Annotated in this window: 22 protein-coding genes; 15 read left to right on the top strand and 7 right to left on the bottom strand. The window is 71.4% G+C overall.

Annotated elements, in window-relative coordinates:
• Positions 1-134 precede the first annotated feature (134 nt).
• Positions 135-3455: a DEAD/DEAH box helicase gene (locus ACZ7G3_RS12850; RefSeq protein ID WP_470925270.1), complete on the bottom strand. Its 3321-nt coding sequence runs from the start codon at positions 3453-3455 to the stop codon at positions 135-137.
• Positions 3456-4923: 1468 nt separating this feature from the next.
• Positions 4924-5736 carry a VOC family protein gene (locus ACZ7G3_RS12845; protein WP_470925269.1) on the bottom strand — a complete coding sequence of 271 codons (813 nt, stop codon included), beginning with the start codon at positions 5734-5736 and terminating at the stop codon, positions 4924-4926.
• A gap of 252 nt (positions 5737-5988) precedes the next feature.
• Between ACZ7G3_RS12845 and ACZ7G3_RS12840 the strand changes: the two genes are divergently transcribed.
• The gene (locus ACZ7G3_RS12840) at positions 5989-6840 is read left to right on the top strand and encodes a sulfurtransferase (protein ID WP_470925267.1); all 852 of its coding nucleotides are present in this window, start codon (positions 5989-5991) and stop codon (positions 6838-6840) included.
• 80 nt (positions 6841-6920) lie between these two features.
• Here ACZ7G3_RS12840 and sepH read toward each other — a convergent pair whose 3' ends face one another.
• Positions 6921-7979 carry a septation protein SepH gene (gene sepH, locus ACZ7G3_RS12835; protein ID WP_470925265.1) on the bottom strand — a complete coding sequence of 353 codons (1059 nt, stop codon included), beginning with the start codon at positions 7977-7979 and terminating at the stop codon, positions 6921-6923.
• Between the two features lie 471 nt (positions 7980-8450).
• On the opposite strand from sepH, the gene ACZ7G3_RS12830 reads away from it, so the two are divergent.
• Positions 8451-9287, top strand: coding sequence for a hypothetical protein (locus tag ACZ7G3_RS12830; protein ID WP_470925263.1), 837 nt, complete (start codon positions 8451-8453; stop codon positions 9285-9287).
• Here ACZ7G3_RS12830 and ACZ7G3_RS12825 read toward each other — a convergent pair.
• Positions 9211-10521, bottom strand: coding sequence for a D-arabinono-1,4-lactone oxidase (locus ACZ7G3_RS12825; RefSeq protein ID WP_470925430.1), 1311 nt, complete (start codon positions 10519-10521; stop codon positions 9211-9213). The genes ACZ7G3_RS12830 and ACZ7G3_RS12825 overlap by 77 nt on opposite strands.
• Positions 10490-11746: an MFS transporter gene (locus ACZ7G3_RS12820; protein WP_426597893.1), complete on the bottom strand. Its 1257-nt coding sequence runs from the start codon at positions 11744-11746 to the stop codon at positions 10490-10492. Before ACZ7G3_RS12820 ends, ACZ7G3_RS12825 begins: the two co-directional genes overlap by 32 nt.
• 172 nt (positions 11747-11918) lie before the next feature.
• On the opposite strand from ACZ7G3_RS12820, the gene ACZ7G3_RS12815 reads away from it, so the two are divergent.
• Both ACZ7G3_RS12815 and ACZ7G3_RS12810 read left to right on the top strand, forming a co-directional pair.
• A complete protein-coding gene (locus tag ACZ7G3_RS12815) occupies positions 11919-13046 on the top strand; it encodes a ferrochelatase (protein ID WP_470925261.1) in 1128 nt (375 codons plus the stop codon).
• A gap of 8 nt (positions 13047-13054) precedes the next feature.
• Positions 13055-13873 (top strand): inositol monophosphatase family protein, encoded by an 819-nt coding sequence (locus tag ACZ7G3_RS12810; protein ID WP_470925259.1) that lies wholly within the window; start codon positions 13055-13057, stop codon positions 13871-13873.
• Between the two features lie 690 nt (positions 13874-14563).
• Here the strand turns inward: ACZ7G3_RS12810 and ACZ7G3_RS12805 are convergent.
• The gene (locus ACZ7G3_RS12805) at positions 14564-14737 is read right to left on the bottom strand and encodes a hypothetical protein (RefSeq protein ID WP_167392522.1); all 174 of its coding nucleotides are present in this window, start codon (positions 14735-14737) and stop codon (positions 14564-14566) included.
• A gap of 448 nt (positions 14738-15185) precedes the next feature.
• On the opposite strand from ACZ7G3_RS12805, the gene ACZ7G3_RS12800 reads away from it, so the two are divergent.
• From ACZ7G3_RS12800 to ACZ7G3_RS12785, 4 genes are all read left to right on the top strand, one after another.
• Entirely contained in the window at positions 15186-15839 is a 654-nt protein-coding gene (locus ACZ7G3_RS12800; protein WP_003993508.1) for a response regulator transcription factor, read from the top strand.
• Between the two features lie 6 nt (positions 15840-15845).
• Positions 15846-17090: a sensor histidine kinase gene (locus ACZ7G3_RS12795; protein ID WP_470925257.1), complete on the top strand. Its 1245-nt coding sequence runs from the start codon at positions 15846-15848 to the stop codon at positions 17088-17090.
• Between the two features lie 405 nt (positions 17091-17495).
• A complete protein-coding gene (locus ACZ7G3_RS12790) occupies positions 17496-17792 on the top strand; it encodes a DUF4193 domain-containing protein (protein ID WP_003993510.1) in 297 nt (98 codons plus the stop codon).
• Positions 17793-17805: 13 nt separating this feature from the next.
• The gene (locus ACZ7G3_RS12785) at positions 17806-18831 is read left to right on the top strand and encodes a hypothetical protein (protein ID WP_470925255.1); all 1026 of its coding nucleotides are present in this window, start codon (positions 17806-17808) and stop codon (positions 18829-18831) included.
• Between the two features lie 13 nt (positions 18832-18844).
• Here the strand turns inward: ACZ7G3_RS12785 and ACZ7G3_RS12780 are convergent, their stop codons facing one another.
• A complete protein-coding gene (locus ACZ7G3_RS12780) occupies positions 18845-19306 on the bottom strand; it encodes a DUF3093 domain-containing protein (RefSeq protein WP_426597898.1) in 462 nt (153 codons plus the stop codon).
• Between the two features lie 57 nt (positions 19307-19363).
• Here ACZ7G3_RS12780 and ACZ7G3_RS12775 point away from each other — a divergent pair, with 57 nt between their 5' ends.
• The 7 genes from ACZ7G3_RS12775 (at position 19364) to ACZ7G3_RS12745 (ending at position 26098) form a co-directional block, all read left to right on the top strand.
• The gene (locus ACZ7G3_RS12775) at positions 19364-19948 is read left to right on the top strand and encodes a PaaI family thioesterase (protein ID WP_470925253.1); all 585 of its coding nucleotides are present in this window, start codon (positions 19364-19366) and stop codon (positions 19946-19948) included.
• Complete coding sequence (gene dut, locus ACZ7G3_RS12770; protein ID WP_426597900.1) at positions 19945-20505, top strand: dUTP diphosphatase; 561 nt, start codon at positions 19945-19947, stop codon at positions 20503-20505. The genes ACZ7G3_RS12775 and dut overlap by 4 nt, the downstream gene beginning before the upstream one ends.
• Position 20506: 1 nt before the next feature.
• A complete protein-coding gene (locus tag ACZ7G3_RS12765; protein ID WP_426597901.1) occupies positions 20507-21259 on the top strand; it encodes a DUF3710 domain-containing protein in 753 nt (250 codons plus the stop codon).
• Positions 21260-21518: 259 nt separating this feature from the next.
• Positions 21519-24128: an ATP-binding protein gene (locus tag ACZ7G3_RS12760; protein ID WP_470925251.1), complete on the top strand. Its 2610-nt coding sequence runs from the start codon at positions 21519-21521 to the stop codon at positions 24126-24128.
• The gene (locus ACZ7G3_RS12755; protein WP_426597903.1) at positions 24125-24808 is read left to right on the top strand and encodes a response regulator; all 684 of its coding nucleotides are present in this window, start codon (positions 24125-24127) and stop codon (positions 24806-24808) included. Before ACZ7G3_RS12760 ends, ACZ7G3_RS12755 begins: the two co-directional genes overlap by 4 nt.
• A gap of 87 nt (positions 24809-24895) precedes the next feature.
• On the top strand, positions 24896-25294 hold the full coding sequence (locus ACZ7G3_RS12750) for an OB-fold nucleic acid binding domain-containing protein (RefSeq protein WP_073731801.1): 399 nt from the start codon (positions 24896-24898) through the stop codon (positions 25292-25294).
• 3 nt (positions 25295-25297) lie between these two features.
• The gene (locus ACZ7G3_RS12745; protein WP_470925249.1) at positions 25298-26098 is read left to right on the top strand and encodes a DUF3159 domain-containing protein; all 801 of its coding nucleotides are present in this window, start codon (positions 25298-25300) and stop codon (positions 26096-26098) included.
• The last annotated feature ends 235 nt before the right edge of the window (positions 26099-26333 follow it).

The raw sequence follows: 26333 nt of genomic DNA, 5'->3' as shown, positions 1-26333 counted from the left end.
ACCCCCCCCCCCACCCCCTCCCCCCCCCCCCCCCCCCCCCCCCCCCCTCTCCCCCCCCCCTCCCCCCCCCCCCCCCTCTCCCCCCCCCTCCCCCCCCCCCCCCCCCCCCCCCCCGGCCGGTGGCCAGCCTCCGGTCAGTCTCCTTCTACCAGCACGAGGGCGACCGTCTCGGTGGACAGACTGAAGCGGGATTCCCCTTCCATCTGTGCCAGGAGGGCGTCCCGCCGAGTCTCCAGATGTGTCACCCGGCTCTCGTGGAGGCGGCGGATGGAGGGGTGATCCACCTGGAGGGCGAGCCGACGGGCCCGCGTGATCTTCACGTGGAAGGTGTCGCTCACCGTCGCACGCCGTCCTTCGGCGAGCCGCGTGTTCTCAGCCTCGTAGAGCCGCTTGGTCGTACGCTCCTGGAGGGCCGCGAGGGCCTGCACCTCCTCCAGTGCGTCAGTGAGCAACGCGTCGATGCTCACGGGCAACGGTTCGTCGGCACCGGCGAGTTCGCCGCGGGCGAGGGAGGTCAGCAGCGCGGTCCCGACCTCGGGTACCTCGCGCATCGTTCCGATGTCGACCGCGGTGGTCCACAGCTCCCGGCGCGAACGGGTGCCGTCCGCGCGTGCCAGCCGGACCTCCACCAGATAGCGGGAGCCGGGCGGCAGGCCGGGCAGCCGTACCCGCCCGTAGCGCTGGAGCATCTCAGAGCGTTGGCCGTACCACCACTGGGCGGTGCGCACCAGCGGATGGCGGACGCTGAGCAACGGAACCCCGCTCGTCGACGAGCTGCTCGCGGTGAAACAGGCGCGCATCGGGGCACCGCTCTTGAGGCGGGCCAGTAGATCGCCGCGGGGCTGGGGAAAGGCGCCCGCGTCCATCGCCGCGTACATCGTCCGGAGCAGGTCGCCGCTGCCTGATATGTCCACCAGGTCGTCCTCGTGGGGGACCTCGCGCAGCAGACCGTACCCGCTGTCCGTGAGGAAGCACTCGACGAGGCCGCGGATCTCCTTGGGACCCAAATAGCGTCCCTTGCCCGGACTGTTCTCGTCGAAGCCCTCGATGAGCAGACCGTCCAGGCCGGTAAGGAGTGCCTGGGCGTCGTTCAGGCTCTCCAGGTCCTTCTCCCGGTCCACCCGCGCGACCGCGATCCGGTCGACCTGACGCTGCCGCTGCTCTGCGCTGAGATGCGGGTCCAGGACGATCCGGCGCAACTCCTTGAGACGTCCGCGCAGAATTGGTTCGAGTTCTCCGATGGAGTCCTGGAAGACGCCGATACGTGCGTAGAGGCGCTGGAAGATGTCGGTCTCGATGGTGCCGGGGACCTGCATGTTGAAGACGAAGATCTTCTCGTGCTGCTGGCCGAACCGATCGAGACGTCCGATGCGCTGCTCGACCCGCATGGGGTTCCAGGGCAGGTCGTAGTTGACCAGGACGTTGCAGAACTCGAAGTCCAGGCCCTCGCTGCCCACCTCGCTCACCAGCAGCAGGTCGAACGCGCCGGCACGGAAGTCCTTCATGATGCGTTCCCGCTCGACCGGTGGGGTCTTCCCGTGCATGACCCGGACCTTGAACTCCGGCGTCAGCCTCTCCGCCAGGTACTCCAGGGTGCGGGTGAAGAAGGAGAAGACCATCGCCTGCCGCATGCCCTTGGCGCGGGCACCGCGTAGCATGTCCGCGAATCGCTCGAACTTGGTGTCGACGGGGAGTTCCCGTAGTAGGGAGTGCAGCGTCGAGAGATCGTCGGCCTGCTCCGCCAGCTCGCGGGCGAGACTCTCGGGCGAGGCGGCCGATCTCGCACGGCTGCCGTTCGGGGTGTCCTCGGAGTCGTCGACGACCTCCGAGTCATAGAGGAGTTCCTCGGCGGCCTCCGCCTCGGCCGGCCGAGGCGAGAAGCGCTCCCGCAGCCGCTGTTGCATGGCCGGGATGCAGCTGGCCGCCTGCCGCAGCCACATCTGCGCGGCGAAGCCGGCGGCCGTGCCGCTGCGGGCGGCACGCTCGAGACACCACGCGTGCAGGTCGTCGTAGAAGGCACGCTCCTGGGAGGTCCACGTGACCGAGACGTCCTCGGCCTCACGCAGGGCCTTGCCGTCAGGGGTGTCGGCCTTGCGCGTACGATTGACGACACCCGCGAGGGCGTTGAGTTCGGCGATGCACCGTCGTGCCTCGGCGCGTTGCTGGGGGGAGAGTGGCGCGCCAGTACGCAAAAGCTCCCGGAGGCGCCCGAACTCCGGTCGTCGGGCGGTGATCCTGCCGTGCGCGGAGGTCGGGACGCGCATGAGGCGGGAGTGCAGGGACCGGGCGCCGTCCGGGGTGTCCGCGGCACCCTCGGCGAGACCCACGGCCACCGCGTTCAGGTGACGGTTCGGCTCGAGCTGGTTCTCGAAAACCTTGGGTTCCGGGAAGGACGCCTCGTCGAGAAGGTGAACGAGGTTGTAGAGGTCCTGGTTGCCGAGGTTGAGCGGAGTGGCGGAGAGGAAGATCAGGGCGTCCGCCCAGTCGGCGAGCAGGGCCGCCGCGGCGTGGCTCCGACTGCTCGCGTTGCGCAGGTAGTGCGCCTCGTCCACGATCACGAGGTCGAACCGGGGCTGGAGTTCGGCAAGCTCATCGAGCTGCCCGGCCCGCCGGAGCCGCTCCAGGGACACCACTCCCGCGAACGGCTCGCTGGTGTCCCCGCTGCGGAACAGCTCCACCAACTCCGCCATACCCTCCTTGTCGAGGACGCGCAGCTGCCGGTCGAAGCGGTCGCGCATCTCGTTCTGCCACTTGGTGACGAGTGCGGCGGGACACACGACGAGTCCCCGAAAGTGCGTGCCGCCGCGCCGCCCCGAGGAGCGCCGCAGGTGGGTACGCTGCTCCAGCTCGTTCCAGATCAGCCCGGCTTCGATGGTTTTCCCCAGGCCGACCTCGTCCGCGATCAGCAATCGCTGGCGGTCGGAATTCATCAGCTTGAGCACGGGCCGGAACTGGTAGGGCCGGAACACCGTGCGGCTCGACTGGTACGAGTACACGACGTCCGTGAGCGGCGTGCTCAGCTTTGCGAGGGTGAGCGCGAGCGCGGTCCGGTCGGCGGGAGCGGGCGGCCGGAGTATCCAGTCCTCGGGCTCCTCCGCACTGGGCGGAAGCGCCTCGAGGTCCTCCTCGAACGCCATACGACGACCGCCCGCCGCGTCCTGCAACCGGTACTGGACGCCGCCGTCCCGCGTCGGCGTCACCTTGATCACTGTGAACGCCTCTCGCCTGCCCGCGAGACGGACGAGGTCGCCGCGTCCGAACGCGGGGATGACCTCTTCGGAGACAGTGGCGCGCCAGTCCCTGTACTGGAGGAGGGCCTGGTGAAGCAAGTGACCGTCGTCGATGTCACGGAGGCGCTTCAACTGGGGAACACCGGCGGCTGCACCCTTGCTCAGCGCGAACCCGACGAGCATCTGGTCGGCTCGCGACTCGAAGACGTAGATGCCGCAGGGCAACTTGCTCCGGGTATCACTGCCGTGAGCCGGCGGCACGGGCTGCTGGCGTGCCGCGGGCACCGGGATCCGTTCGGAGCACTCTGGGCTGTCATAGAAGAAGTGCTGCGCTTCACTGAGCGGGCCCAAGACCGTCGCACCGATCGAATCCCCCCAAGGGATGTACTGCAGTCGGAGCCGGTCGTTATCGAGTGGCACATCTGCCGCCGCTGGAGGGGTTCCGCCCCTTGACGCTGCTCTCTCGCTCACCCTGTCCCCCTGTCCCCCTGTCCGATGGACACAGCGCCCGGGAACTCGAGTGGATCACCGCCCGCCGCTCCGGGAAGACCGGTGAGGCCGGGGCTGTCGAGCTGGCCAACGGGGGAGGGGGACGACGTGCTGCCGGGCTGCTGCGTGGTGCCACGACCGTCTTGGGAAATCCGGTTTGGCCTGGGCAAGACTACTTGGGGACAGTCGGTGACCGCATGTGCCCTCTGCGAAAGCTGCCATCACTTGTCGTTCTCTGGCGAGAGCACTCCGAGCCGTCGGGGAGTCCGGGAACCACCGACTTTTCAGCGAGCGTCGGCCCGACCGTCGACAAGCTTTGACCGTAACAGGGAATGTACGAAGCAGTCGTCCAGGAGCTCGCACCAACGGACGGTGCCGACTCAGTAGGCGACTGCCGGTGGAGCGAGCCGACCGATCTCCCGGTCGAAGAAGTCGTGGAAATCGTCCCCTCGCTCGTACAGCGCGCCGAAGCTGCCGAGGTCTCGCGGATTAGTGCTCGATCGGTGCAGCGTTTGGCTCCCGCCGCATTCCATCATCGTCATAGAGCACCTCGCACCTGGCGATGCCCCCGAGGATCACCACGTCAGGAACAGGCTGGTCCTTTCTGACGTGCGAGGTCTCGCGGGCATCGGTGATCCCGATGGTGTCGTCCAGTTCGACGGGCCGACCACCCGATCGCGCTCTCGACCCAGCAGTTCTTGTCCCAGCCCCGGGCCGCCCAGGGCCATGTCGAGACAGCCGTCGAGATCATGACGGACGTTGTGGCCAGACTGGAAGGCGGCCTGGGAGCCGACCACCCGTTCACCGTCGCCGGATCCTCGGCGACTTCGCCTCGGGGTAGTGGCGCTCGCCCGAGGCCCGCCGATGAACGTCTCGGAGCGAGGGAACGGCAGGGCGGCTTCGACTGCCGTACGACCGTCAGACACTCCGCTCTGAAGGCGTCGTCCCGGTCGCCGAGTTGGACCGCTGCCTCGGTGAGGCGGGTCCCCAACCTCACAGGGCGATACACCTAGGTTGCACACCGTCCTCGACGAGAGGTCGACGGTTGCGGCAGGGCAGGTCAACGGTTCACCTCGTCTCTCAACCATGGTGCCCATGCCGAGGCGGGCCGGCTCTGCGCCCCGGGTGTGCTTTGGTCGATGGCAGGTCGGTTGCGGCCCAGCATGGCGGAGTACCTCGCGGGAACTCCCTGGCGACATGTTTCTCAGTGGGCCGGGTGCCCGGCCTCCAGGAGCGCGAACCGCGCCCCCTCCGGATCCGCCACCATCGCCACCCGGCCGTGGGGAGTGTCCTGGACGGGCTTGACGGCATGGCCGCCCAGATCGGTGAGGCGCTCCAGGGACTCCTCCGCGTCGTCCACTTCGAAGTACGTCAGCCAGTGCGGCCCCCGGTCGCGGGGCAGGGCGGTGCCGAGGCCGTGGATGCCGGCGACGGGGCGTCCGTCGAGGCGCAGGGTCACGTAGTCGAAGTCGGCGGAGACCTCCGGCGCCAACTCGAAGCCGAACACGGTCTCGTAGAACTTGGCGACGCTCGTCGACTCGAAGGTCATCAGCTCGTTCCACGCCGGTGTGCCGGGCACGCCCGTGACGGCGGTGCCGAGGTGCGCCGCCGCCTGCCAGATGCCGAAGACGGCGCCCGAGGGGTCGGAACAGATGGCCAGACGGCCGGCCGCGCCCGCGTCGAGCGGGCCCACACCGATCGTGCCGCCGCACAGGCGTACCGTTTCGGCCGTCCGGTTGACGTCGTCGGAGGCGAAGTAGGGAGTCCAGGCGAGGGGCAGGTGCCGGTCCGGGGGCAGCTGGCCGATACCCGCTACCTCGCGACCGTCGAGCAGGGCCCGCGCGTAAGGGCCCAACTGCTGTGGCCCCGGCTGGAATTCCCAGTCGAACAGTGCGCCGTAGAACTCCCGGGTCGCGGCCGGCCCGTGCACCATCAGACTCACCCAGCAGGGTGTGCCGGGCGCGTGCCGGGCGTTCGTCTCGTCGTCCCGGCCGGTCGACTCCCGTGCGTCGGTCATCGTCACTCTCTTCTCGGCCCTCCGCGGGCCGTGCGTCCGCTTCCGCTCTGACGGATACCGGTCTGACAGACCTTCGCGCCGGTGCCGGCACCGGACCCGCGCCGCGTGCTTCGGGCGCGCCCGTGGGGACGGCCCGGCTGCTCGGGTGGTACAGCATGTGCCCGAACCCGTACGCCTCGTGATCGGTACTGTACGGCGGGCAGAGTAGCCCGACATCGACGCGGCGGCCACTCGGTACGCCAGGATGGAGCCATGAACGCCATCATTTCCGTACCCGAACTCGTGACCGAACTGGCGGGCGTGAACCCGCCGGTCCTGCTCGACGTCCGCTGGCAGCTGAGCACGGCCGGGGCGGCCGGCGCCGCGCCGTTCGACGGGCGGGCCGCGTACGCGGCCGGGCATCTTCCCGGTGCCGTCTTCGTCGACCTGGACAGGGAACTCGCCTCCGCGCCCGGCGGGCGTGGCCGGCATCCGCTGCCCGACGTGGCGGAGTTCGGTGCGGTGATGCGCCGGGCCGGCGTGTCGTCCGGCCGGCCGGTCGTCGTGTACGACGGCGGGCAGGGGTGGGCGGCGGCTCGCGCGTGGTGGCTGCTGCGCTGGACGGGTCACCCGAACGTGCGGGTCCTCGACGGCGGGTTGCCGGCCTGGGAGGCGGAGCTCTCGACGGACGTCCCCGCTCCGGTGGAGGGCGACTTCACGCCGGAACCGGGCGCGGCGGGGATGCTCGACGCGGACGGCGCCGCCGCGCTGGCCCGGTCCGGGCTGCTGCTCGACGCCCGCGCGGGGGAGCGGTACCGGGGCGAGGTGGAGCCGATCGATCCGGTAGGCGGTCACATCCCGGGCGCCGTGTCCGCGCCGACGACGGACAACGTGGCGGCGGACGGCCGCTTCCTGCCGGCCGGGGAACTCCGGGCGCGCTTCGAGTCCTTGGGGGCCGGGGAGGGCGGTGAGATCGGCGTGTACTGCGGCTCGGGCGTGTCGGCCGCCCATGAGGTGCTGGCGCTGGCGGTGGCGGGCATTCCGGCGGCGCTCTATGTGGGTTCGTGGTCGGAGTGGTCGTCGGATCCGGACCGGCCGGTCGCGGTGGGACCGGACCCGCAGTAGAACAGCCTCCAGCAGGCCCGGCGCACGAGAGGGGACCGCAGCCGCAGGGGCGCGGTCCCCTCTCACGCGTCGAACGCTGCCTACTCCTGCTTCTTCCGCCGCGTCCCGAACACGATCTCGTCCCAGCTGGGGACCGCCGCCCGGCGGCCCGGGCGGACGCCGTCGGCCTCGGCCTGGCGGTCGGTGGAGCCGGTGAGGCGGTCGCGGTGGCTGGCCACGGAGCGCGGCATGAGCACGTCGGCGTAGGCGGAACCGGCCGACGCCGCGGAAGCCGGAGGCTCCTCCACCTCGGGCTCCTCGACGGGCTCGTCCACCGGATCCGGAGCGCGCTCGGGTACCACCAGGTCGCCCCGGAAGCTCGGTACCGCCTCCAGCAGGCTGGTGAGCGAGTCGCGTTCGCGTTCGGCCGAGGCGGTGACCGCGGTCTCCTCGGCCGGCTCGGACGGCGGTGGGGGCAGGCTCGGCCGCTCCCGCTGCTCCCGGTCGAGGGAGCGGTCCAGCGGCCGGTCGCGCGGCAGCCGGGCGATGCGCGGGACGAAGGGGAAGCTGGGCTCGGGCGCGGCGAGGTCGTCGGACTCGCCGATCAGCGCGCGCGCCTCCTCGTCGACGGCCTGGACGAGCCGCCGGGGCGGGTCGTACGTCCAGCTCGCCGAGTGCGGTTCGCCCGCGACCAGGTAGACCAGCAGGACTTCCCAGGTGCCGTCGTCGCGGCGCCAGGAGTCCCACTGGACGGTGTCCTTGTCGGCGCCGCGCAGCACCAGCCGCTCCTGGACGGCCTCGCCGAGGGGCGGCCCGGAGTTCTCGCCGGGGCGGCGGACGGGGGTCTTGCGGGCCCGCTCCGCCATGAAGGCGCGCTCGGCCAGCACGGGGCCCTCGAAGCGCCGTACGCGGTCGACGGGGATGCCGGCCATCTGGGCGACCTCTTCCGCGGTCGCGCCGGCACGTATACGCGCCTGGATGTCGCGGGGGCGGAGATGACTCTCCACCTCGATCTCGATCTGGCCGAGGCGGGGACGGTCGCCGCGTACGGCGGCCCGGAGCCGCTCGTCGATCGGAAGCGTGTACTCCGTGCTGTCCGCAGCCTTCAGCACCAGCCGTGTGCCGTCATTCGAGACGGCCACGACACGCAGTTCGGGCATGGGGACCTCCCGGGTGGTGCCTGCCGACGTCACGTGCGTCGCTGCTTCCGCTCTGTCGAGTGTGACCTGCCCGGGTGCAGCCTGCCACAACCTTGCCGAGTTGCCCGGCGTGTCGGGCACGGGCCCTGGATCGCCGTTATGGCACGGTTACCCATTTACAACGGTGAGTGACCGATTCTGTCACCCTGCGCAACCAGCCCCCTCCCGGCGGTCCTTCAAGGTCCGGAGCCCCCTGTCGGGAGACCGGGCCCAGGGTTCGCAACAGTACTCCATTCGGACCACCTGCGTGGATTGGCGCGCCGCTCGACTTCCGGCAAGAGGTGCGCCCGGGCGCTCCCGGTGCGGTTTCCTCGGTCTTGGGCGTGGCGTACTTCACGGAATCACCAGAAACGGAACTAATGGTTTCGGCGACACGTCCCTTTCTCGTGCAGTTGATCGATCACGTACGGGAAAGACAGGCAAGGTCCGGGGATGCGTGAAAAGCCCGATGATGCAGACGAGGCGGATGTGCGCGCGGAGGTGAAGTCCAAGCGAATCGACCTGAGTGTGCCCCAGGTCGCGGGCAGCGCCCTGGCGGCGGTGGTGGCCGCCAAACTCGCCTCCTCCTTCGGCGTGTACGGCACGATCCTCGGGGCCGGCCTGATCAGCGTCATCGCCACCTGCGGCGGCTCGGTCCTCCAGCACTTCTTCAAGCGCACCGGCGAGCAGCTCCGGGTGAAGCGCCCCCTCGGCGCCGGGGGTGCGGACGGGCGAGGGGCGGCGGTCCCGGGCGAGTTCACCGCAGGCACCGTCTACCGCGCACGGACCAGGGGCTGGAAGCGCCCGTTGGTCGCCGCGGCCCTCGTCTTCGGCGTCACCATGGCCGGGATCACCGCGTACGAGGTCGCCTCCGGCGAGAGTCTGGGGGGCGGCCACAGCACCACCGTCGGCAGTGCCCTCTCCGGGCACGGCAAGTCCGCGGCGGATGAGAACAAGTCGGACGATTCCGGCAATTCCCAGGACTCCCAGGACTCCGGTGGACCGGGTGACTCGGGGAACTCGGGCTCCGGCGGCGACGCCCCGACGGCCACCCCGTCCGGTACTCCGAGTGGCACCGACGGCACCGACGGCGGCGCGTCGCCGGGCAGCGGCTCCGGGGAGGACGGGGGTACGGCGTCCAGCCCGACGCCCACCCCGGACGCCACCGGGGAGGGCTCCGGCGACGCCGCGAGCCCGGCCCCCGACGTCTCGGCTACGGCCCCAGAACCCGGCGCAAGTAGTCGTTCCGGAACAGACGATCCGGGTCGAGGCGGTCCCGCAGCGCCGTGAACTCGCCGAAGCGCGGATACACCCGGGAGAAGTACTCGGCGTCCCGGGTGTGGATCTTGCCCCAGTGCGGTCGCCCCTCGTGCGCCGTGAAGATGCGCTCGGCGGCGGTGAAGTACGCCTGGTAGGGCGTGCCCCGGAACATGTGGACGGCGATGTACGCGCTGTCGCGGTCCGAAGCCGTGGACAGCGTGATGTCGTCGGCCGGGGCCGTGCGCACCTCGACCGGGAAGCTGATCCGCAGCCGTGACCGGTCGACCATCGCCCTCAGCTCGCGCAGCGCAGGGACGACGGCCTCGCGCGGAACGGCGTACTCCATCTCCAGGAAGCGCACCCGGCGCGGAGATGTGAAGACCTTGTAGGAAGTGTCCGTGTACGTCCGCGCGGACAGTGCCCTGCTGGAGATCCGGGCGATCGCGGGGACGGCGGCGGGCGCCGCGCGGCCGACCCAGTTGGCCGCCTGGAAGACACCGTTGGACAGGAACTCGTCCTCCAGCCAGCCCCGGAGCCGCCCCACCGGTCGTTCGGGGCCGGCGCTGCGGTTGTTGCGCTTGGTGTTGGTGCTGCCGGTGTGCGGGAACCAGTAGAACTCGAAGTGCTCGTTCTCGGTCCACAGTTCGTCGAAGTCGGCGAGAACCCGGTCGAACCGCATCGGTTCCTCGCGGGCGGCGAGCAGGAAGACGGTTTCCACGGCGAAGGTGATCGCGGTGACGACGCCCAGCGCGCCCAGGCCGATCCGGGCCGCGGCGAAGACGTCGGGGTTCTCCCGCTCGGAGCAGGTCAGCACCGAGCCGTCCGCCGTGACCATCTCCAGGCCCCGGATCTGGGCGGCGATCGAGGCCGAGTCACGGCCCGTGCCGTGGGTGCCGGTACTGGTGGCCCCGGCGACGGTCTGCTCCATGATGTCGCCCATGTTCGTCAACGACAGGCCCTCGCGCGCGAGGGCCAGGTTGAGCCTCTTCAGCGGTGTGCCCGCTTCGACCGTGACCGTCATGGCGGCGCGGTCGATGGCGCGGATGCCGGTCAGCAGCTGAGGGCGTATCAGCACGCCGTCCGTCGCGGCTATCGACGTGAAGGAGTGCCCGGTGCCGACGGCCTTGACCCGCAGTCCGTCCTCGGCCGCCCTGCGAACGGCCTCGGCCAGTTCGTCGACGGAGGCGGGGGTGACCTCCCGCGCGGGGCGCGCGGAGACGTTGCCGCCCCAGTTACGCCATGTGCCGTTCTTCCCGCTCGCCATCCCGCTCGCCGTGCGTGTGCTGCCCAACGGTCCCTCCCCGACGCGGAGCCGGCCGCTTGAGCCGGCGGTACCCGAGGAAACCGACCGCGGCCGCGACGGCCCCGGCCACCGCCGGAACCGCGTACCCGGCACGCGCCCCGGAGGCGTCGATCACCCAGCCGCCCGCGGAGGAGCCGAGTGCGATCCCGACCGCGAGGCCGGTGCTCACCCAAGTCATGCCCTCGGTGAGCTGCGTGCGTGGTACGTGCTCTTCGATGAGGGACATCGTCGTGATCATCGTGGGAGCGATGGACAGACCCGCAACGAACAGCGCCGCGGCCAGAAACAGCAGGTTTCCGACCAGTAGGAGGGGGATCATACTCACGGCCATCGCGCAGACACCCAGCAGCCAGCGGCGTTCCGGCGGCCCGGCGAAGCGCATCAGCCCGAAGATCATGGCCGCCGTGCACGACCCCGCCGCGTACAGGGCGAGGACCAGGCTGGCGGCGGCCTTGTGCCCCTCCTCCTCGGCGAAGGCCACGGTGACGACATCGATGGCCCCGAAGATCGTCCCCGTCGCCGCGAACGTCCCGACCAGGACCTGGAGCCCCCGGGAGCGCAGGGCGGTGCCGCCGCCCTTGTGCTCGCGAGGATGCGGCTCCGGCTCGGTGGCGCGCTGGGCGGTCAGCCAGAAGACGCCCGTCGCCAGGAAGCAGGCGGCGAGCAGCGGACCGGCCTCCGGGAACCAGGCGGTGGACAGGCCGATGGAGATGATCGGCCCGAAGATGAAGCAGATCTCGTCCACCACGGACTCGAAGGAGTACGCGGTGTGCAGCTGCGGTGTGCCCCGGTACAGGGCCGCCCACCGGGCCCGGACCATCGCACCGAGGCTCGGCACGCAGCCGACGCCGGCGCAGGCGACGAACAGCACCCAGTCCGGCCATCCGTAGTGCGCGGCCGGCAGCAGCACGGCCGCCGCGGTGAGCGACACGAGGGTCGCCGGCCGCAGCACCCGCCGCTGGCCGTACCGGTCCACCAGGCGGGAGACCTGCGGTCCGGCCACGGCGGCGGCGAGCGCGATGGTGGCCGACAGGGCGCCGGCCAGCCCGTACCGCCCGGTCAGCTGCGAGATCATCGTCACCACGCCGATGCCCATCATCGACAGCGGCATCCGGCCGAGGAAGCCCGCGGTGGAGAAGCTCTTGGAGCCGGGGGCGGCGAACAGGGCGCGGTAGGGGCTGGGCAACGAGGTCTCCGGGAGCGGCTCAGTAACGACTCGGACGACTCAGTAAGGTCCGAACGCAGTCGATACAGCTTACTCGTCACAACGCCCGGAAACAGCCCCGCGGACCTGGCGGAACGCACCGTCGGCACCCCGCCGTTTTCCCGCTGTCAGTGCCGGGTGGCAGGATCGAGACATGCCAGACGTGCTCGATGCCAGCCCCTACGACGCCCTGCTCCTGCTCTCGTTCGGCGGCCCCGAAGGGCCGGACGACGTGGTCCCGTTCCTGGAGAACGTGACGCGCGGGCGCGGCATCCCCAAGGAACGCCTGAAGGAAGTCGGCCAGCACTACTTCCTCTTCGGCGGGGTCAGCCCCATCAACGACCAGAATCGCGCCCTGCTGGCCGCCCTCCGCGAGGACTTCGCCGAGCACGGCCTGGACCTGCCGGTCTACTGGGGCAACCGCAACTGGGCGCCGTACCTGACGGACACCCTGCGCGAGATGGTCCGCGACGGACGCCGCCGCATCCTCGTCCTCGCCACCAGCGCCTACGCCTCGTACTCGGGCTGCCGCCAGTACCGCGAGAACCTCGCGGACGCGCTCGCCGCGCTGGAGGCCGAGGGCCTGGAGCTGCCGAAGATCGACAAGCTGCGGCACTACTTCAACCACCCGGGCTTCGTGGAGCCCATGGTCGACGGGGTCGTCCGGTCCCTCGCCGAGCTGCCCGAGGAGGTGCGGGACGGCGCCCACATCGCCTTCTGCACCCACTCGATCCCCGACTCCGCCGCGGACACCTCCGGCCCGGTCGAGGAGCACGGCGACGGCGGGGCGTACGTACGCCAGCACCTGGACGTGGCGCAGGTGATCGCCGACGCCGTCCGCGAGCGCACCGGCGTCGACCACCCCTGGCAGCTCGTCTACCAGTCCCGGTCCGGCGCCCCGCACATCCCGTGGCTGGAGCCCGACATCTGCGACCACCTGGAGGAGCGCCACGCGGCCGGCGCCCCCGCCGTGGTGATGGCCCCCATCGGCTTCGTCTCCGACCACATGGAGGTCCTGTACGACCTCGACACGGAGGCCACGGCCAAGGCCGGGGAGCTCGGGCTGCCGGTGCGCCGTTCGGCCACCGTCGGCGCCGACCCGCGGTTCGCCGCCGCGGTCCGCGACCTCGTCCTGGAGCGGGCCGGGGACGAGCGCGGACAGGAGGTCGCCCCGTGCGCCCTCGGCGCGCTCGGCGCGAGCCACAACCTGTGTCCGGTCGGCTGCTGCCCCGCCCGTGCCCCCCGCCCCGCCGCCGCGGGCGCCGACAGTCCCTACGCGTGAGGAGCCCCGTGACCGCCGTGACGCCCGACCCCCTCCACGCCGAGCTGCTGAAGATCGCCCAGGAGGCCGCTCACCGCGCGGGCGAGCTGCTGCGCGACGGCCGCCCGGCCGACCTCGCGGTCGCCGCGACCAAGTCCAGCCCGATCGACGTGGTCACCGAGATGGACATCGCGGCGGAGAAGCTGATCACCGGCCTGATCGCCGACCGCCGCCCCGACGACGGCCTCCTCGGCGAGGAGGGCTCCGCGACCGAGGGCACGAGCGGCGTCCGCTGGGTCATCGACCCGCTCGACGGCACGGTCAACTACCTGTACGGACTGCCCACCTGGGCGGTGTCCATCGCCGCGGAGCAGGACGGCGAGCGGGTGGCCGGGGTGGTCGTCGCCCCGATGCGGGGCGAGGCGTACCACGCGGTGCTGGGCGGCGGCGCCTGGGCCACGGGTGCCTGGGACGGCGAACGCAGGCTCGCCTGCCGCCCCGCGGCCCCGCTGGACCAGGCCCTGGTCTCCACCGGCTTCAACTACGTCGCCGACGTCCGCGCCGAGCAGGCCGAGATCGCGCGGCGGCTGATCCCGCTGGTGCGCGACATCCGGCGCGGCGGCTCCGCCGCGATCGACCTGTGCGACGTGGCCGCCGGCCGCCTCGACGGCTACTACGAGCGCGGGCTGCACCCGTGGGACCTCGCGGCCGGGGACCTGATCGCCCGGGAGGCGGGCGCGGTGACCGGTGGACGCCCCGGTGAGCGCCCGACCGGCGACCTGACGATCGCGGCCACCCCGGAGGTCTTCGAGCCCCTCCAGCGGATCCTGACGGACTTCGGCGCGTAGGCATCCGGTCGGCGGACCGGTGCCCGGGAGGCGACGGCGCAGGGCCGGCGCCGCGGGGGCGTGCCGGCTCTCGCGCACGCGGCGCGATCCACCGAGATGCGCCGGCGCCGGCTGCCAGTGTGGTCGGCCGGCACGGGGGCAGGCGGCGGCTGACGTCCCGGGCGATCCGCCGGCGGGTGGTGGCCGCCGTCGCGGCGGAGTATCCGGTCGGCACGGTCCAGGAGTGGCCCGCCGGGTGCCGGTCGTATCACGGCCCGGTGCTCGTGAACCCCGGTGACGTGCGGTCGGGCCGCAGCCTTCGCGCTGCCCGATGCCGACGTCGGGAGCACCGCCGGACGCCGGACCGCACACGGGCCGGCCCTGTTATTTCCCGGGTGGGGGCAACGAGGCAAGGGGGCAACGGTGCGTGGCCGCCCGGGGGAGGCTGTCCCGTGCCGACGGGGTGCCACTGTGCTTCCACCCTCGGCCTCCACCCCCGCCTGCCCAGGGCGGTGCCTCCGCGGCGGTGGGGCGTTGGCGCAGCGTGACGGCCCGCGGCTGCGCCCGCCGGCCCCACGGGCCATGGTGCTGCCCGAGGGGCTGTCCACACGCGGTTCGCACGGCCCGGCGGCCGTGCGGCTCGTGGCCGGACGGCGACACGCACGACGAGGCCCCGGCGATCCCGCCGGGGCCTCGTCGCTCACGGGCCGGTCAGACGCCGGTCGCGCCGACCTCCACACCGTGCTCGGCGGCGAGACGGCGCAGGTCGTCGAGCTCTCCCAACTCCACCTCGACGAGGAACTCGTCCCCCTCGTCGCGGGCGCGGGACAGGTCGGACTCGGTCGTCTTTATGCGCTGCAGAAGTCCTGCGGTGAAAGCGTCCATGCTGCGCCCCCTCGTCCTGGGTCGTGGGTCGTTGGCACGGGGGTGTGCCGTTCGGAAGGGGCGATCACGTCTCCGGTGGAGTGCCCAGCGCTGCCCGGCCGGGCAGCGACGGTGCCGGACACCCACGCCCGCTCTGCGGAAGCGGACCGCGGCGTACCGCGCGGTAACGCGGTACAGGCAGAGCGTGATCGCGGGGTGTAAAGCCGTCCTCCCCCAGCTCCCCTTCGCGGAAACCTCAACCGCGCGAGAAAATCTCGCATTCCCGCTCCCCGCCGCCTTCCCCGCAGTCCCGTCCGACGGGGCGCTCGGCGCTCGCCACCGGGCCCCTCACCCGCCTTACAGCCGACTTATGGCCGAAAAGGGCAGGATGGAGGCAACACACCCGCCAGCCCCCTGCCCTCGTGCGCCGAGAAGCGCTACGCGGGTGGACACAGGAAGGACAAGCGACGTGCGCGTACTCGTCGTCGAGGACGAGCAACTGCTCGCCGATGCGGTGGCCACCGGACTGCGCCGGGAGGCCATGGCCGTCGACGTCGTGTACGACGGTGCGGCCGCCCTGGAGCGCATCGGCGTCAACGACTACGACGTGGTCGTCCTCGACCGCGACCTCCCGCTCGTGCACGGGGACGACGTGTGCCGCAAGATCGTCGAGCTGGGCATGCCCACACGCGTGCTGATGCTCACGGCCTCCGGTGACGTCAGCGACCGGGTCGAGGGCCTGGAGATCGGCGCCGACGACTATCTGCCCAAGCCCTTCGCGTTCAGTGAGCTCATCGCGCGTGTGCGTGCCCTGGGCCGGCGTACCAGCGTGCCTCTGCCGCCCGTCCTGGAGCGCGCCGGGATCAAGCTCGACCCGAACCGCCGCGAGGTCTTCCGCGACGGCAAGGAGGTGCAGCTCGCGCCGAAGGAGTTCGCGGTGCTGGAGGTGCTCATGCGCAGCGAGGGCGCGGTCGTCTCGGCGGAGCAGTTGCTGGAGAAGGCCTGGGACGAGAACACCGACCCGTTCACCAACGTCGTGCGCGTGACCGTCATGACCCTGCGCCGCAAGCTGGGCGAGCCGCCCGTCATCGTCACGGTCCCCGGCTCCGGCTACCGGATCTGATCGACCGTGGCGACGACACCCGCGCCCCCCGGGGCGCCTCCGAAGCCCACCTGGGACCCGCGGTCGGCCACCCCGCTGCCCTGGCTGCGTCCCACCATCCGGATACGGCTCACGCTGCTGTACGGCGGCATGTTCCTGATCGCCGGCATCCTGCTGCTGTCGATCATCTACCTGCTCGCCGCCCAGGCGGTGCGCACCGGCAACCAGCCGCTGTACAAGATCGTCGATTTCGAGGGTCTCCGGGTGACCAGCAACGACTGTCCGGGGATCACCAACGGCAACCTGTCGCTGTCGCAGTTCAACGCCGCGATCAGCGACTGCATCGACCACCAGCGCCAGGTCGCCCTGGACAGGCTGCTCAGCCGCTCGCTGCTGGCGCTGCTCGGCCTCGCCGTGATCGCCTTCGCCTTCGGCTACGCCATGGCCGGCCGCGTCCTGTCGCCGCTGGGCCGGATCACCCGCACCGCGCGCGCGGTGGCGGGCTCCGACCTCTCCCGGCGGATCGAGCTGGACGGCCCGGACGACGAGCTGAAGGAGCTGGCGGACACCTTCGACGACATGCTGGAGCGGCTGCAACGGGCCTTCACCGCCCAGCAGCGCTTCGTCGGCAACGCCTCCCACGAGCTGCGCACGCCGTTGGCGATCAACCGCACCCTCCTGGAAGTGCACCTGTCCGATCCGAACGCCCCGGTAGAGCTCCAGCAGCTCGGCAAGACGCTCCTGGCCACCAACGAACGCAGCGAGCAGCTCGTGGAGGGCCTGCTGCTGCTCGCTCGCAGCGACAACCAGATCGTCGAACGCAAACCGGTGGACCTCGCCGAGGTGGCCGGCCAGGCCGTGGACCAGGTGCACGCCGAGGCGGAGGCCAAGGGCGTGGAGATCCGCGGTACGCGCGAGCCCGCGGTGGTCCAGGGCAACGGCGTCCTGCTGGAGCGGATCGCCCTGAACCTCGTACAGAACGCGGTGCGTTACAACGTGGCCGAACAGGGCTGGGTGGAGGTCACCACCGCGGTCGAGAGCGGCCAGGCGGTCCTGGTGGTCACCAACACGGGCCCGGTCGTACCGGCGTACGAGGTCGACAACCTCTTCGAGCCGTTCCGGCGGCTGCGCACCGAGCGCACGGGCAGCGACAAGGGCGTGGGCCTCGGCCTGTCCATCGCGCGGTCGGTGGCCCGGGCGCACGGCGGGCACATCTACGCGCAACCGCGCGAGGGCGGAGGGCTCGTGATGCGTGTGACACTTCCCGTCTGAGATCATGACCCCGACATCTCACCGAACTCCGAGGATGTTCGCTTTGAGCGGAATTTCCAGGGTGGCGACCCGGGAGTCGCCTGTGTGATCGATCACAGCGGAGGCTTTCCCGCCATTCACTCTCGGTGATCATGCACCCTGTCGGAAAGCCGGGAAAATCCCGGTTTTCAGGGGTCCTGATCACGGGAAGTACACGGTGAGGCGCCTTTGAAGTGCGGTATTGGGACCGTGTACGGTCCCCATCGCCATCCAAGCCGATCACTCATGAGGAGTCCGGTTGGGTGTCGATTGAGTAACAGACCTTGATGTGAGGCAAAATCTCCGCCTCAGGTCGGGCACAAGTCCGGCCTCTCACGCGTTACGTGCGCTGGAGACACCGCAGACACCCAGAGGGGGAGAGCGACTATGGCAACCGATTACGACACTCCACGCAAGACCGACGACGACGTCGACTCGGACAGTCTCGAAGAGCTGAAGGCGAGGCGGAACGACAAGTCCGCTTCGGCCGTCGACGTCGACGAGTTCGAGGCCGCGGAAGGCCTCGAACTTCCCGGCGCCGACCTCTCGAACGAGGAACTGGCCGTCCGTGTGCTTCCGAAGCAGCAGGACGAGTTCACCTGCATGAGCTGCTTCCTGGTGCACCACCGCAGCCAGCTGGCCCGGGAGAAGAACGGCCAGCCGATCTGCCGCGACTGCGACTGAGGCGGGGTCGGCCGTGACTGGCTCGACCCCTCCCTGGAAGCGCCGCTTCTCCAGGCGGGAAGCGGACCAAGGACCGTCCGACGGTCCCTACGGCGCGCGTGACGACGAGCGGGGCCCGACCGATAAGGGAACGGCCTCGCTCGGGCCGGCGGCCGACCGGGGTGACCTCCCGGCGACCGCGCAGACGCCGGCACCCGCTGCCCGGCGACGGGCAGCGGCGTTCCGGCACAAGGCCGGACAGGGCGTTCGCAACGGCGGCACCCGCGCCAGGGCCGCCCTGGCGTACCTCGCCGACCGGATCATCGACCTGGCCCCGCGCGTGCCCGTACGGGACCTGGCGACGCTCCGCGGGCAGTTCCCCGGCCTCGGACCGGAGGAGCTCGCCGACCGGCTCGTGGCAGGCGCCGCCAAGGGCACGGCGACCGTCGGGGCGGGAGTCGGCGCGGCGGCGATGATGCCCGTACCGCCCGCGATGCCCGCCGAACTGGCCGCCGAGGTCACCGGCGTGGCCGCGATCGAGCTGAAGCTGATCGCCGAGCTGCACGAGGTGTACGGTCTGCGTCCGCCCGGCAGCCTCGCGCAGCGCAGCACCGCGTACCTGAACTCCTGGTCGGACGAGCGCGGCGTCGACGTGTCCAAGCCGTCGACCCTCGGCTCGGCGATGAACAGCCACATGAAGCGTCAGCTGCGCCAGCAGATCATGAAGCGGATGGTGCGCAACCTGCCGAACCTCATGCCGTTCATGGTCGGCGCCGCCGTGGGCGCAGTCATGAACCGCCGCGACACCAGAAAGCTGGCCGACAGAATCCGCGCGGACCTGCGCAAGCGCCAGGTGCCCTGGAGCGCCCTCGGCGAGCTTCCCGCTCTGGACGGACCGCAGAACGCGCTGGACATGGGCGTCCTCACGAAGGAGTCCGGCACGAACGACTCCGGCACACAGGAGTCCGGCACACAGGAGTCCGGCACACAGGAGTCCGGAACGCAGGAGTCCGGCACGAACGAGTCCGGCCGCCGCCCCGGCCGGGACGGCGGCCGCTGATCCCGCGCGTGCGCTACGCCGCCGCCTTCGCCGCGGCCAGGGCCTCGACCAGCCGCTCCGGCTCGCGGGTCGACAGGTACAGGTACGGAGTCGGGTCCTCCGGGTCCGTGACCACCACGCGCACGGCCCTCGGGATGTAGGCGCGCAGCAGCAGGAAGGCACGGGTGTCGGCCTTGTGGGTGCGCCAGGCGCGGGCCTCCGCCGGGTCGAGGATCTCCGCCTCGCCCAGGGCCGACAGCGGCACCTTCGCCTCGCCCGCGATCAGTGAGTCGCCCACGACGCGGATGCGGACCGCACCGTACGAACTGGCCACCACCGCCGCCACCGCCGTTCCGCCGGCCAGGCCGCCCAGCATCGGCAGCGTGCCGAAGGGCAGCAGGATCAGGGCGAACGAGAGCCCCACCAGGAAGGATCCCAGCCACCAGGAGCGGGGCGCGGTGAGGCGTTCTTCGTACGGGGCGGTGGAGAGCTGCATGAAGCAAGCTTGGCACGGTATCGGTGTTCGGCCGACGCGCGGGTAAGGTCTGCGCTTGTGAGTGGTACTTCCTCAGGTCTTCAGGTCCCCGACGACGCGGTGAAACCCGTACGGCACCCCGACGCGCCCGCCCCCGGCGAACTGCTCGGCGCGCACTACGGGCAGTGCTTCGGCTGTGGCGGCGACCAGCCCCACGGGCTGCACCTGCAGGCACGGGCGGGCGAAGGCGTGTCGATCACCGCGGAGTTCACCGTGCAGCCCGCCCACCAGGGCGCCCCCGGCCTGGCCCACGGCGGCGTGCTGGCCAGCGCCCTGGACGAGACCCTCGGCTCGCTGAACTGGCTGCTGCGTACGATCGCGGTGACGGGACGGCTGGAGACCGACTTCCTGCGGCCGGTGCCCGTCGACACGACGCTGTACCTGGAGGCCGAGGTGACCGCCGTGGCCGGCCGGAAGATCTACTCCACCGCCACCGGCCGGATCGGCGGCCCCGAGGGACCCGTGGCCGTGCGCGCCGACGCCCTCTTCATCGAGGTCAAGATCGATCACTTCGTCGACCACGGCCGCGAGGAGGAGATCCGCGCCGCCATGGACGACCCGGACCAGGTCCGCCGCACCCGCGCCTTCGAGGTGAACCCGTGAGCAGGGACCCCAGGCCGGAACTCGACGTCCTGATCCGCCGCGTCGACCCCGACGTACCGCTGCCGGCGTACGCGCAGCCCGGCGACGCGGGAGCCGACCTGCGTACCACCGTCGCCTGCGAACTCGAGCCCGGTGAGCGGGCCGTACTGCCCACGGGCGTGTCTGTGGCGCTCCCGGAGGGGTACGCGGCCTTCGTGCACCCACGTTCCGGTCTGGCCGCCCGCTGCGGTGTCGCCCTCGTGAATGCCCCGGGGACGATTGATGCCGGGTACCGTGGGGAGATCAAGGTGATCGTGGTGAATCTCGACCCGCGCGAGACGGTGCGGTTCGAGCGCTTCGACCGGATTGCCCAACTGGTCGTCCAGCAGGTCGAGAGGGTCCGCTTCCGCCAGGTCGCGGAACTTCCCGACTCGGCGCGGGCCGAGGGGGGCTTCGGGTCCACCGGCGGCCACGCCGAGACGGACCGTGCAAGCGGCACAAGCGGTCAGGTCGCCGAGGGCGGCCCGACGGGTGGGAATCGATACGCTTCGGTCGTATCCGACCGGGAAGGACAGTGACGTGTTCGGACGTCGCAAGAAGAGGGATGCCGCCGAGGGCGCGGCCGGCGAGGCCGAGCAGGTCGTCGACAGCGTCGACACCGAGGCGGACGACAGGGTCGAGCGGGTGCGGCTCGAGCCCGAACCGCGGCCCGACGGCCCCTGGGACAGCACCGAGGTCCGCGACCCCGCCGAGGGCCGGGTGGACCTGGGCGGCCTGTTCGTACCCGGAGTCGACGGCATGGAACTGCGGGTGGAGGTCGCGGGCGACGCGATCGTCGCCGCGACCGTCGTGCTGCGCGACAGCGCCATCCAGCTGCAGGGCTTCGCGGCGCCCAAGCGCGAGGGCATCTGGGGCGAGGTGCGCGAGGAGATCGGCTCCGGCATCACCCAGCAGGGTGGCATCGTCGACGAGGTCGAGGGCCCGCTCGGCTGGGAGCTGCGGGCCCAGGTCCCGGTGCAGCTGCCGGACGGCACGAGCGGCTTCCAGGTCGTGCGGTTTGTCGGTGTGGACGGTCCCCGCTGGTTCCTGCGCGGAGTGATCTCGGGCCAGGGCGCGGTGCAGCCGCAGGCCGCCGGTCTGCTGGAGCAGATCTTCCGCGACACGGTGGTGGTCCGCGGCGAGGGTCCGATGGCCCCCCGCGACCCGATCGTCCTCAAGCTGCCGAACGACGCGCAGATGGTCCCCGAGGGTGTCCAGCAGGAGGAGGGCTCCCGCTTCGCCGGCGGCATGGGCCAGCTCCAGCGCGGGCCGGAGATCACCGAGGTCCGATAGGCAAGGACTCCGCACGGAGGGCCGCGCCCCGCACGGGGCGCGGCCCTTCCTCCGTGCCGGGCGGAACGGTTCGCCGGACGGACCGGACGGACGGGCGAGCCGTGGAGCAGCGCCGTCCGCGTGGCCGAGCGGTGACGTCCGCGGACGTCAGAGTTCCGTCAAAGAGCACCTTCCCCCGGCGCCCTGCCCCGCTTTGCCGGGATTACTGGCCGTAAGGTCGACGCTGCGCACTCAGCGATGACCGGAAGACGATGAGGCCATGGGACGCGGCAAGCTTCGGATCTATCTCGGCGCGGCGCCGGGCGTCGGCAAGACGTACGCGATGCTGTCCGAGGCGCACCGTCGCACGGAGCGGGGCACCGACTGTGTCGTGGCCTTCGTGGAGCACCACGGCAGGTCGCGCACCGAGGTGCTGCTGCACGGCCTGGAGCAGGTGCCGCGCCGGGAGCTGGAGCACCGCGGCGCGCGCTTCACGGAGCTGGACCTGGACGCGGTGCTGGCCCGGGCCCCGCGGGTGGCCCTGGTGGACGAGCTGGCCCACTCCAACGTTCCCGGCACCCGCAACGCCAAGCGGTGGCAGGACGTCGAGGAGCTGCTGGCCGCCGGCATCGACGTCGTCTCGACCGTCAACATCCAGCACCTGGAGTCACTCGGTGACGTCGTCGAGTCGATCACCGGGGTACGGCAGCGGGAGACCGTGCCGGACGAGGTGGTGCGGCGCGCGGACCAGATCGAACTGGTGGACATGTCGCCGCAGGCGCTGCGCCGTCGCATGGCCCACGGCAACATCTACCAGCCGGACAAGGTCGACGCGGCCCTGTCCAACTACTTCCGCCCCGGAAACCTCACCGCCCTGCGGGAGCTGGCCCTGCTGTGGGTGGCGGACCGCGTCGACGAGTACCTCCAGCAGTACCGCAGTGAGCACCACGTCTCGAAGATATGGGGCTCGCGCGAGCGCATCGTGGTCGGACTGACCGGCGGTCCCGAGGGCCGGACGCTGATACGGCGGGCCGCGCGCCTCGCGGAGAAGGGCGCCGGCGGTGAGGTGCTGGCCGTGTACATAGCCCGCAGCGACGGGCTGACCTCGGCCTCCCCGAAGGAGCTCGCGGTGCAGCGCACCCTGGTGGAGGACCTCGGCGGCACCTTCCACCACGTGCTCGGCGAGGACATACCGGCCGCCCTGCTCGACTTCGCGCGGGGTGTCAACGCTACCCAGATCGTCCTCGGCTCCTCGCGCCGCAAGGCGTGGCAGTACGTCTTCGGCCCCGGCGTCGGTGCCACGGTCGCCCGCGAGTCCGGCCCCGACCTGGACGTCCACATCGTGACCCACGAGGAGGTCGCCAAGGGCCGCGGACTGCCGGTGGCCAGGGGCGCGCGGCTCGGCCGCTCCCGGATCGTCTGGGGCTGGCTCGCGGGCCTCGGCGGACCGGTGCTGCTGACGCTGCTGCTCAACACCGTCCACCTCGGGCTCGCCAACGACGTCCTGTTCTACCTGGCGCTGACCGTGGCCGCGGCCCTGCTCGGCGGGCTGTATCCGGCGCTGGCCTCGGCCGCGGTCGGATCCCTGCTGCTGAACTGGTTCTTCACGCCGCCGGTCAACCGGATCACCATCGCCGACCCGAGGAACATCCTTGCGCTGGCCATATTCGTGGGCGTCGCGCTCTCCGTGGCCTCGGTCGTCGACGTCGCGGTCCGCCGCACCCACCAGGCCGCCCGGCTGCGTGCCGAGTCCGAGATCCTCTCCTTCCTCGCGGGCAACGTCCTGCGCGGCGAGACCAGCCTGGAGGCGCTGCTGGAACGGGTCCGTGAGACGTTCGGCATGGAGTCGGCCGCCCTCCTGGAACGGGAGGACGACGTGTCGCCCTGGACCTGCGCCGGCCGGGCCGGGGCGGGTCCGCCGGTCGGGCGCCCCGAGGACGCGGACGTGGACATGCCGGTCGGGGACCACATGGCCCTCGCGCTGACCGGCCGCGTCCTGCCCGCCGAGGACCGCCGGGTGCTGGCCGCGTTCGCCGCCCAGGCCGCGGTCGTCCTGGACCGGAGGCGCCTGCGCGAGGAGGCCGACCGGGCCCGCGCGCTGGCCGAGGGCAACCGCATCCGCACGGCGCTGCTCGCCGCCGTCAGCCATGACCTCCGTACACCGCTCGCCGGGATCAAGGCGGCGGTCACCAGCCTCCGGTCCGACGACGTGGCGTGGTCCGAGGAGGACCAGGCGGAACTCCTGGAGGGCATCGAGGAGGGCGCCGACCGCCTCGACCACCTGGTGGGCAACCTGCTCGACATGTCCCGCCTCCAGACCGGCACGGTCACGCCGCTGATCCGGGAGATCGACGTCGACGAGGTCGTGCCGATGGCGCTCGGCGGGGTGCCCGAGGGGAGCGCCGAGCTGGACATCCCCGAGACCCTGCCCATGGTCGCCGTCGACGCCGGTCTCCTGGAGCGGTCGATGGCCAACCTGGTCGAGAACGCCGTCAAGTACAGCCCCGCCGGACGCACGGTCCTGGTCGCCGCCAGCGCCCTCGCGGACCGCGTCGAGGTGCGGGTCGTCGACCGGGGGCCGGGCGTGCCGGACGAGGCGAAGGACCGCATCTTCGAGCCCTTCCAGCGTTACGGCGACGCACCGCGCGGGGCGGGCGTGGGGCTCGGCCTGGCCGTCGCCCGGGGCTTCGCCGAGGCGATGGGCGGCACCCTGAACGCCGAGGACACCCCCGGCGGCGGCCTCACCATGGTGCTCACCCTCCGCGCGGCGGGCCCACCCGGACCGGCGGCATCACACCTCGCCGCAGAGCCCTCCGCCGCAGAGCCCTCCGCGACGGCGCCCTCCGCCGCAGCGCACTCCGCCACCCCAGAAAGGCAGGCCGCCCGATGACCCGGGTGCTCGTGATCGACGACGAACCGCAGATCGTGCGGGCCCTCGTGATCAACCTCAAGGCACGGCACTACGAGGTCGACGCCGCCCACGACGGCGCCACCGCCCTCCAGCTCGCCGCCGCCCGCCACCCCGACGTCGTGGTGCTGGACCTGGGTCTGCCCGACATGGACGGCGTCGAGGTGATCAGGGGCATGCGCGGCTGGACCCGGGTGCCGATCCTGGTGCTGTCCGCCCGGCACTCCTCCGACGAGAAGGTCGAGGCACTCGACGCGGGCGCCGACGACTACGTCACCAAGCCCTTCGGCATGGACGAACTGCTGGCCCGGCTGCGGGCCGCCGTCCGCCGGGCCGAGCCGGTCCCGGGGGGCGAGGACGGTGTGGTCGTGGACACCGCCGAGTTCACCGTCGACCTGGCCGCGAAGAAGGTGCACCGGGGCGGGAAGGACGTACGGCTGACGCCCACCGAGTGGCATCTGCTCGAGGTGCTGGTGCGCAACACGGGGCGCCTGGTCAGCCAGAAGCAGCTGTTGCAGGAGGTGTGGGGGCCCTCCTACGGGACGGAGACGAACTACCTGCGCGTCTACATGGCCCAGCTGCGCCGCAAGCTGGAGGCGGACCCCGCGCACCCGCGGCACTTCGTCACCGAGCCGGGCATGGGATACCGCTTCGAGAAGTGAGCGGGGGTAGAGGGGCCGGAAGTGAGCCTCGCGATACCGGCCCGGAGAGGGTGTCTGGCTGTCGGCGGGCCCCGGTACGCTTCAGATATGAGTGCTGCTCCGCGTTCCGACAAGCCGGTGGGCCGGTTCCGGCGCATGTTCGACCGGCTCTCCTCGTCACAGGAGGACCTGGAGTCCGAGGAACTGCGCGAGGACGCCGACACCGCCGGCTGCACCCGCATCTGCGACTGCCAGGACCGGCAGATCGTGTCGGTTACTGGTACCTTGCGCACGGTCACCCTGCGACCGCGCGCGGGCGTCCCGGCCCTGGAGGCCGAGCTGTTCGACGGCTCCGCCGCACTGGACGTGGTGTGGCTGGGCAGACGCTCCATCGTGGGCATAGAGCCGGGGCGCAAGCTCATCGCATCGGGCCGGATCTCCATGAGCCGGGGCCGCCGGGTGCTCTTCAACCCGAAATACGAACTGAGACCCCTCGGACGGGAGTAGCCGGTGACGTCGCTCGACAAGCCGACCGAAGACACCCAGGACACGGAAGCGGACAACGCCCGAGCGGTGACGGAGGCCGCGCTCTTCGAGGCGTTCGGCGGCGTGCGGGGCATGGTCGAGACGGTGCTGCCGGGCCTGCTCTTCGTCACCATCTTCACCCTCAACAACGACCTGCACATGTCGGCGATCGCGGCGCTGGCCGTGTCGCTGGTGCTGGTCGTGGTCCGGCTGGTGATGAAGGACACCGTCAAGCACGCGTTCAGCGGGGTCTTCGGCGTCGCCTTCGGCGTGGTCTTCGCGATGATGACCGACAACGCCAAGAACTTCTATCTGCCGGGCATGCTCTACACCCTGGGCCTGGCCATGGCGTACATCGTCACCTCGCTGGCCGGAGTGCCGCTGATCGGCCTCATCCTCGGCCCGGTCTTCAAGGAGAACCTCTCCTGGCGCACCCGCAACCCGGGCCGCAAGAAGGCGTACACCAAGGCCAGCTACGCCTGGGGCCTGATCCTGCTCGGCAAGAGCGCGATCCTCTTCCCGCTGTACTGGTGGGCCGACACCGAGCAGCTCGGCTGGGTCCTGGTCATCCTGAAGATCCCGCCGTTCCTGCTCGCCGTCTGGCTGACCTGGGTGTTCCTGGCGAAGGCACCGGCCCCCATCGACGTGTTCGCGGAGATGGAGGCGGCCGAGAAGGCCGAGGAGGAGAAGGCGGAACGGGAGAAGGCCGAGCGCGAGGCCCGGGAGGGCGAAGCCGTGGAGTCCGCCGCGGACTCCGCACGCGGCGGCAGGCACCGCAAGGACTGACGGCGTACGACGGCGTACGACGGCGTACGACGACGGTCGAGGGCGCACTACGGTGGTCGAGGGCGCACTACGGTGGTCGACGACCGCATACGACGGTGGCCGACGGCATACGACGGTGGGGGGGGGGGGGGGGGGGGGGGGGCCCCCCCTTGGGTTTTTGGGGCCCCTGTTCCCCCCCCGCTCCGCGTGGTGTGTGGTTGGGCGGGTCGTCTAACGGGCGTTCCCGCTTCTTCTC

Source organism: Streptomyces sp. NPDC037271, assembly GCF_055603605.1.
This window is presented reverse-complemented; position numbering and strand designations above follow the sequence as displayed.